4 protein-coding genes are annotated in these 8,193 nt (G+C 62.8%); all 4 read right to left on the reverse strand.

Annotated elements, in window-relative coordinates; translation table 11 throughout:
• Window positions 1-7: 7 nt before the first annotated feature.
• Window positions 8-1,510, reverse strand: a complete 1,503-nt coding sequence (locus HS122_13640; GenBank protein MBE7539439.1) for a DUF1501 domain-containing protein — start codon at window positions 1,508-1,510, stop codon at window positions 8-10.
• A gap of 4 nt (window positions 1,511-1,514) precedes the next feature.
• Window positions 1,515-4,562 (reverse strand): DUF1549 domain-containing protein, encoded by a 3,048-nt coding sequence (locus tag HS122_13645; GenBank protein ID MBE7539440.1) that lies wholly within the window; start codon window positions 4,560-4,562, stop codon window positions 1,515-1,517.
• A gap of 139 nt (window positions 4,563-4,701) precedes the next feature.
• Complete coding sequence (locus HS122_13650; GenBank protein MBE7539441.1) at window positions 4,702-5,406, reverse strand: methyltransferase domain-containing protein; 705 nt, start codon at window positions 5,404-5,406, stop codon at window positions 4,702-4,704.
• Between the two features lie 94 nt (window positions 5,407-5,500).
• Complete coding sequence (mutS, locus tag HS122_13655) at window positions 5,501-8,041, reverse strand: DNA mismatch repair protein MutS (protein MBE7539442.1); 2,541 nt, start codon at window positions 8,039-8,041, stop codon at window positions 5,501-5,503.
• Window positions 8,042-8,193 lie beyond the last annotated feature (152 nt).

The following is an 8,193-nucleotide window of genomic DNA, read 5'->3' on the forward strand; positions in this document are numbered from 1 at the left end:
CTTCCCTTCAGGCGAGCAGGCCTTCGACAACATACGCTGGTTTTACGCCGGTGATCTTCTGGTCGAGGCCTTGGAATGCGTACGTGAGTTTGTGGTGATCAAAACCCAGGAGGTGGACGATGGTCGCGTGCAGATCGCGCAGTTCAACGGGATGATTGGCGACCTCCATGCCGATGGCGTCGGTTTCCCCGTAACTGAAGCCGCGCTTCACGCCGCCGCCCGCCATCCACAGTGAAAATGCGCTCGGGCTGTGATCCCGGCCGACCCATGCCATCTCGGTCCCGCCGCGATTCTCGCGCATGGGCGTGCGGCCGAACTCCCCGCTCCAGATCACGAGGGTTTCGTCCAGCATGCCGCGAGCCTTGAGGTCGTCGAGCAGCGCGCCGATGGGGCGGTCCATGTCGCGGCATTTGTCGGCGAAGCCGAAGTTGAGGGAGTTTTCCTTGCCGGTGCCGTGATGGTCCCAGCCCCAGTCATAGAGCTGCACGAAACGAACCCCGCGCTCGGCCAGACGACGCGCGAGAAGGCAGTTGTTTGCAAAGCTCTCCCTGCCGGGCACGGTGCCGTAGCGCGCGTGAGTTTCGGATGACTCCTTTGTGAGGTCCATGGCGTCGCTCGCATTCATCTGCATGCGGAAGGCCATCTCGTATTGGGAGACGCGCGTGACGATCTCCGGATCTCCGATCTCCTGGAAATGCTGGCGGTTGAGCTCGTCGAGGGTGTCGAGCACCCGCCGGCGAAGATCGCGGCTGACCCCCTTGGGGTTGGAGAGGAAGAGGACCGGCTCGCCCTTGGCGCGGCACTGCACACCCTGATAGACGCTCGGCAGAAAGCCGGAGCCCCAGAGCGACTTTCCGCCGTCGGGAGTCTTGCCCCCGGAAACCAGAACGATGAAGCCCGGGAGGTTCTGGTTTTCGGTGCCAAGACCGTACGTGACCCACGAACCCAGTGACGCGCCGCCTCCGAGCCGGGGGGATCCCGTGTGAACGAGGAGCTGGGCCGGGGCGTGGTTGAACTGGTCGGTGCGCATCGACTTGACCACGCAGATGTCGTCGATGTGGCGCTCGATGTTCGGCAGACGGTCGGAAATCCAGGTGCCGCTTCTTCCGGCGCGATGGAACGGGTACTGCGGCCCCAGCATCTTCGGAACGCCGCTGATGAAGGCGAAGCGCTTGCCCTCGAGAAAAGAGGCGGGGCAGTCGTGTCCGTCGAGCCGCTGGAGATCCGGCTTGTAGTCGAAGAGTTCGAGCTGGCTGGGGGCCCCGGCCATGTGAAGGTAGATGACGCGCTTGGCCTTTGCGGCGAACTGGGGCGGCAGTACGCCGAGTGGCGAACTGGGCGGACGGCTGAAATCAAGTCCACCTCCGAATGCGCGGCTGGACATTCCCATCGTTCCCAGAAACATGGCGCCGAGGCCCGTTGCGCAGTCGCGAAGAAACAGGCGCCTCGTCTGCGCGCCGAGACGGCGTGCTTCAAATTCCTGCAACAGGCGGTTGTCGTCGGTTTTCATCAGGCTACTTGGTCAGGGCGGCGTCGAGGTTCAAGAGGGCGGATCCGACCGCGGTCAGGGCGCTGAAGTCGGGGTCTTGCTCTCCTGCGGTGAATTTCCGGGCGTCATTGTAGAGATCCACGAGCGCGCCGATTTCGAGGTCGCCGGGCCTGCGATTGGTCACGCGCAGCCAGGCTTCGGATACACCGGCCCCGATATCGGAGGAGCCGGCGATGCGTTTCCGCATGATGTGTGCGAGCGCCTTGGCGGCTTCATCATAGACGGGATCATTCAGTGTGACGAGGGCCTGAAGGGGGGTGTTGGTGGGGACGCGCCGCAGCGTGCAGATGTCGCGGGAGGTTGCGTCAAAGCTGAGGAAACTCGGGTAGGCGGCGGTGCGCTTCCAGAAGGTGTAGATCGCGCGGCGGTGTGCATCCCCTCCCTTTGATTCCTTCCAGTCCTTGCCGTTGTAGGGGGAGGCCCAGACTCCGGGCGGCTGATAGGGCATCACGGGTTCCCCGAACATTTTCGGACTGAGCATTCCGCTGGCTAGCAGCGCCTGGTCCCGCACCATTTCGGCCGAAAGGCGGTTGCGCGGCCCGCGCGCGAGCAGGCGGTTGCGCGGGTCGCGTTCGAAAAGCGCGGGCGTCACTCGGGCGCTCTGCCGGTAGGTCTGGCTCGTGACAATTTCGCGATGCAGCGCCTTGACGTTCCAGGCGAGGTCGAACTGGAAGTGCCGTGCGAGCCAGTCGAGAAGCTCCGGGTGGGAGGGTGGCTCGCCAATGCTTCCGTAGTCCTCAAGGGTTTCCACTATGCCGATGCCGAAGAACTGCTCCCAGTATCGATTGACGGCCGCGCGCGCGGTGAGCGGCTGCTTTTCGGAAAAGAACCATTTTGCGAGCGTGAGGCGGTTCAGCGGGGCTCCGTCGGGAAGGGCAGGAAAGAGATGCGGGACGCCGGACTTCAATGCCTTGTCGCCCTTGTCCATCCAGTTGCCTCGGACAAAAACGCGCGTTTCCCTGGCCTCTGCCGCCGGAAGGTCCTCCATGACCGGTTCATCGATGCCGGGAATGGCGGCGAGTTTGAGCCGAACCTCCTGGAGACGGTCACGTTCAGCCTGAAACTGCCGTGCCAGACCAAATTCGGTCCATGAGGAGCCTGTCGCAGCGGACATGCGCATTCTGCGGACCGGTGCAGGGCGGCTGGCGATCAATTCATTCTGACTCACGCGCACGCGAAGTCTGTCACCCTCTGAAAAAGTTACGGGCTTCTGGAATATTGCGACAGCCCAACGCGTGCGATCGAGAGAGGGGTAGGCGCCAAAGAGTGTGGATACCTCGCTCAGCGGCGGTGGAGGCTTTGGCAATGCCGCGTTGATCGGTCCCGGACGCTGGATCTTTGCGAGGAATCCGGGTGCGGAAAACAAGCCGGCCAGTGGTGAATACTTTTCGGGTGATTGCTTGGAATTTCGTTTGGGCGGGCCCTTCGGAGTGTCTGCTTTTCTGGGTGAATCGAACGTGGACTCCACCGGATCCATCTGATCAGCCACAAGGCGACTGAATGGAAGGGGAGTTTCCGTCCCGTCCCTCCTGACCAGCCAGGCCTGAACACGGTTCACAACGAACCCAACTTCCGGGGTGTGCCGCGCTTGGCCGTCATTCTGGGGAGCGACCTCCATCCTGATTGCTGTGATGGGTGAAGCTCCCACTGAGCTCAGATCGAGCCAGTAGTTGAACATGGCCTTGTCGGGAACAGTGGCGGGAGAGAAGGCTTCACCGTCCTTCAATTGAAAACGGCCGCCGGAGCTGGCGGATGCGTTGGCGATGGCTGCGGCCACCCAGTCCGTGGATTTGACAAGGGATTGAACCTGTGCGGCGAGGGTGCGGATGAGCTTGTCCGCTTCATTGTGAAGTGAATTGGCCTCCGCGTACTCGGCGCGATCCAGCGGAATTCTCAAATTGGGATACTCGCTCACGTAGTCGGCATCCTTGGTGGAATTGAAGAACGCGAGGAAGCGATAGTACTCCTCCTGCCGGATGGGGTCGTACGGGTGATCGTGGCACTGCACGCAGGAAAAGGTCACGCCGTTGAAGACCGACCAGGTGGTGGAGACACGGTCCATGACGGAAGCGATGCGGAATTCCTCGTCGTCTGATCCGCCCTCATCGTTGGTCTGTGTGTTTCGATTGAAGGTTGTCGCAATGCGCTGTTCGAGCGTGGCGCCCGGAATCAGGTCGCCCGCGAGCATGTCGATGCCGAACTGGTCGTAGGGCAGGTTCCTGTTCAGCGCGTCGATGAGCCAGTCGCGGAATTTCCACGCGCTGCGTTCCGAGTCTTTTTCGTAACCCCGGGTGTCCGCGTATCGGGAAAGGTCGAGCCAGAGTGTTGCCCAGCGTTCGCCGTAGTGTGGCGAGGCCAGCAGCCGTTCGACCTGGCGCTCGTAGGCGCCGGGCTGGTTGTCGGCGATGAATGTGGCGAGTTCGTCGGGTGTTGGCGGCAGGCCTGTGAGGTCGAAGGAGAGCCGGCGAAGCAGCGTGGCGCGATCGGCCTCGGGGGAGTGAGTGAGTTTTTCCCTGTCGAGGCGCGCGCGGACAAAACGATCGATGGGAGATTTCGCCCAGGCCTCGTCGGAAACGTCGGGCACCGGCCGGGGCTCTGGCGCGACGAACGCCCAGTGCTCCGACCACTCGGCGCCCTCGCTGATCCACTGGCGGATTGTGGCGATCTGCTCCTTCGACAGCGGCGGCCCGTGGTCGGGCTTGGGCATGCGATAGGCGGGGTCTGTCGACGTGATTCGTGCAATGATCTCCGACTGCTCGGGGTGGCCCGGCACGATGGTGCGCTTTTTGGAGTCGCCCGTGCGCAGGGCGCCCTCGCGGTAGACGAAGGAAACGCCGCTCGCCGACTTCACGCCTCCGTGACAGCCCGTGCAGTTCTGGGTGAAAATCGGCCGGATCTGTCGGTTGAAGTCAATCTTCCCCTGCGCGGCCTGCTGACGCCTCTCGGCGGAGCATCCACCGAGGACCAGGCTCACTATCAGGGGAGTCGCGACATGCGGGATGTATTTCAACATGCTCGGATCGATGGAAAAACCGCAGGATACTCTCGACGCGTTGCGAGTCGCCGCAAGTCAGACTTGAATGAAACTAGCGTGAAAACCCCGACGTATTCAACGGCGACGTTGGTGCGGTCAGAGCGAAGTCTGATGGCAGCTACTTTTTGAAGGCGGTGAACAGCGTGTTTCCAAAAGGGGTGCCTTCAGACATGGGCTGTGAGCTGGCGGTGAATCCGAGTTCATTCAGGAGGGCGAGCCAGTCGCGTGTAGTGCGAAAATGGAACTGTCTGGTCGAGTAACCGTTGACGAGGCCCTTGAAGCGATTGCCGAGCTTCACGACTTTGAATCTCCAGCCGGCCGAGGCGTCCACCTCGCGGACCAGAAGTTTGCCGCCGGTTTCCAGCGAGGACGCCAGTGAACGGAGCAGGGCTTCCTGATCTGCAGCCGGCATCATGTGCAGAACGTCGAAGAGCAGGATCGCCTGGCAGGTGGTCGAGGTGGCTTGTCTGGCGTCGGTCGTCAGGATGGTGGCGTCATGCCCGAGAGCTTCGCGGGCTACTTCGGCAATGCGGGGGCGCAATTCGATGCCAGTGAGCGTTCGCGGTGACAACATGCGCATGCCGGTTTCCGTTGGCGCTGTTTCCCCGGTGTCTTTCCGCGATGCTTCCGCCAGCAAGGCCAGCATCAGTCCCTGACCGCAGCCCACGTCGATCACGGTGCCGCATTCCGGAACGAGCTGTTGTTTCCAGACCGCGCGATAGAGCGGATCGTGGAGCAGTTTGCCGCGTGCAAATCGCCACGCCGTGATGCCCGACGAGCGGTAGCGCCGACTGGCGCGTTCAGCGAGAAGCTCAAATGTCACCGGGGTCACGTATGTGATGGAATCTGCGAGCAGTTGATTCCGCAGGCGCTGTCACGCTCCGGGCAGGCTTGATCCGACGATTGTGGAATTTGGCTCAGAGCAGGCTGAGTTGGTGGTCGTCCTCGAGGGACACCGTGATCTTCTTCCTGGGCCGCGCCTTTGGAGCGGCGGCGGGAAGTTCCACCGTTGCGTCGTCGGATTCGAGCTTTGCGAGGATCGACTTCGCGCGATCGATGACGCTGACGGGCAGCCCGGCGAGACGGGCGACCTGTATGCCATAGCTGCGGTCGGCCGCGCCTTCGACCACGCGGCGGACGAAGACGATGTCGTCATTCCATTCCTTCACGGCGACGGAGAAATTCTTCAGTCGCGAGAGGCTGCGGGAGAGCTGGGTGAGCTCCTGGTAGTGCGTGGCGAACAGCGTGCGCGGCCCCTGGGTCTCGCCGTTGTGCAGGTGTTCGACCACAGCCCAGGCTATCGAGAGTCCGTCGTAGGTCGACGTGCCGCGACCGATCTCGTCGAGGATGATGAGCGAGCGGTCGCTGGCGTTGTTCAGGATGTTGGCCGTCTCATTCATCTCGACCATGAAGGTGGAGTTGCCGCGAGCGAGGTCATCGCTCGCGCCCACGCGTGAGAAAATGCGATCGACCAAACCGATCCGGCAGCGGGTCGCCGGAACCCAGCAGCCGATCTGGGCCAGGAGGGTGATCAAGGCGACCTGTCGAATGTACGTCGACTTGCCGGCCATGTTCGGACCCGTGATCAAGGCGATCTGAACCTCGTCGCTGGACAGCATTGTGTCGTTCGGGACGAAGGCCGTGCCGCTGGAGATGAATGCGTTCGCCGGATCCTTGAGCATCTGTTCCACCACCGGATGTCGGCCATCAGAGATTTCGAGGTGCGTCCCCTTGTCGAGTTCCGGGCGGCAGTAGTTCCACTCGCGGGCGAGGAGTGACCAGCCTGCCAGGACATCGATTTCGGCGAGCTGGTCGGCGGTCTGTGTGAGCGCCACGGATTCGTCCAGAACAGCGGCGACCAGGGTGGCGAATATTTCCTTCTCACGATTGAGCGCATTCTCCTCGGCGTGAAAGATCTCCTTTTCCTTCTGTTTGAGCGCTTCGGTGATGTAGCGCTCCCCGTTGGCGGTGGTCTGCTTGCGCACGTAGTCGGCGGGAACGAGGTGCAGGTTGGCCTTTGTCACCTCGATGTAGTACCCGAAGACCGAGTTGAAGCGCACCTTCAGGCTGCGGATGCCGGTGCGTTCCTGTTCGGCGGACTCGAGGTCCGAGAGCCAGGTCTTGTTTCCCGAGGTCAGCGTGTGAAGCCTGTCGAGTTCCGCGTCATAGCCGCCGCGAATGCAACCCCCTTCGCTGATGTCGGCCGGCATGTCATCGGCGAGCGATGCGGCGAGCAGCTCGCGCAGGGATGCGAATTCGGGAATGCCATTCGCCAGGCCCGCGACAACGCCGCCGAACTCCGAGAGCGAGTTGCGGACCGCAGGCAGTTGCATCAGGGTCTCGCGAATACCCAGGAGTTCCCGCGGGTTTCGCAGTCGATTCTGCAGTCGCCCCAGGATGCGGGGAACATCCCTGACCTGCGCGAGCTGTTCCCGAAGCGCGCCGAGACTCGCGGGCCGGCCCTGAAACTCAGCCACCATGCCCTGGCGCCGTTGAAGCTCGGCAAGGTTGAGCGGCGGGGAGGCGAGCCACCTCTCGAGCAGGCGGGCGCCTGGTGCGGTGCCGGTGCGATTGATCGCGTGCAGCAGCGAACCGTCACGAGTGCCGCGACTGGATTGAAAGATCTCGAGATTGCGCAGCGTTGCGGGATCCAGGAGCAGTGTCTGTTCGCTGCGGTATTCCTGGATCGTGCGCAGGTTTTCCGGTCGTGCGCAGAGGTTGTCGGTGACGTACTGCACGAGAGCTCCGGCCGGTCCGATGCCCGGGTGGCCGGCCGCGATGCCAAAACCATCCAGGTTCAGCACCCGGAATGCGCTGAGAATTGCCGGCACCGCCGAGCTCGGTTCAAACTGAAATGCGGGCAGCTCCGAGCAGGGCCGGGTGGAGCAAAAGGCGAGCAGTGCGTGTGCGGCGGCATCGTGGTGCGTCGTTGTCCTCCACCGCTCGATGTCCCCCTCCGTCAGCACGACTTCAGCCGGCGCGAGCGCGGTGAGGACGGGAAGCAGATTCTCCGCGCGCGGGTCGCTCGCGAGTTGGAACTCGCCCGTCGACAAGTCCATCCAGGACGCATGCAGGCCGCGCTTGTCGAGTCGCAGGGCGGCGACATAATGGTTGCGCTGCGCATCGAGCTGGGTGGGGGAGAGGGTCGTCCCCGGAGTCAGGATGCGCGAGAGACTGCGCTTCACCAGTTTCCCTGGTTTCGCGGGCTCGGCCTGATCGCAGATGGCGACCTTTCTGCCGTGCGCGAGCAGCTTGTTCACGTAGGTGTCGAGCGCGTGCGCGGGGATGCCCGCCATTGGATGGTCGATGCGTTTGGTCAGCGTGAGACCGAGCAGTTTGGAGGCGACGACGGCATCGTCGAAGAACAGCTCAAAGAAGTCGCCCAGACGGAAAAGCAGCAGCGTGTCACGCGGCAGCCCGCGCTTCACCTCGAAGTATTGCTGCATCATGGGCGTCATGGCTTGTCACTCCAGCCCTTCATACCACCCATAGGCTGCCTCCCATGTTCGAGCCGACGAAATCCGAAGGGCGTGCCTCCGACGCCGAAGGGTCTTGCGCGCAACGGCCAGCTGGGCTGGCCGCGAGTGACCGGGGCGTGTGCCACTCCCGT

Source organism: Opitutaceae bacterium, from assembly GCA_015075305.1.
Classification (GTDB): Bacteria; Verrucomicrobiota; Verrucomicrobiia; order Opitutales; family Opitutaceae; genus UBA6669.

Coding starts and splice junctions, on each gene's coding strand:
- HS122_13640 (MBE7539439.1), bottom strand. CDS start 1,510: ATGAAAACCGACGACAACCGCCTGTTGCAGGAATTTGAAGCACGCCGT.
- HS122_13645 (MBE7539440.1), bottom strand. CDS start 4,562: ATGTTGAAATACATCCCGCATGTCGCGACTCCCCTGATAGTGAGCCTG.
- mutS (MBE7539442.1), bottom strand. CDS start 8,041: ATGACGCCCATGATGCAGCAATACTTCGAGGTGAAGCGCGGGCTGCCG.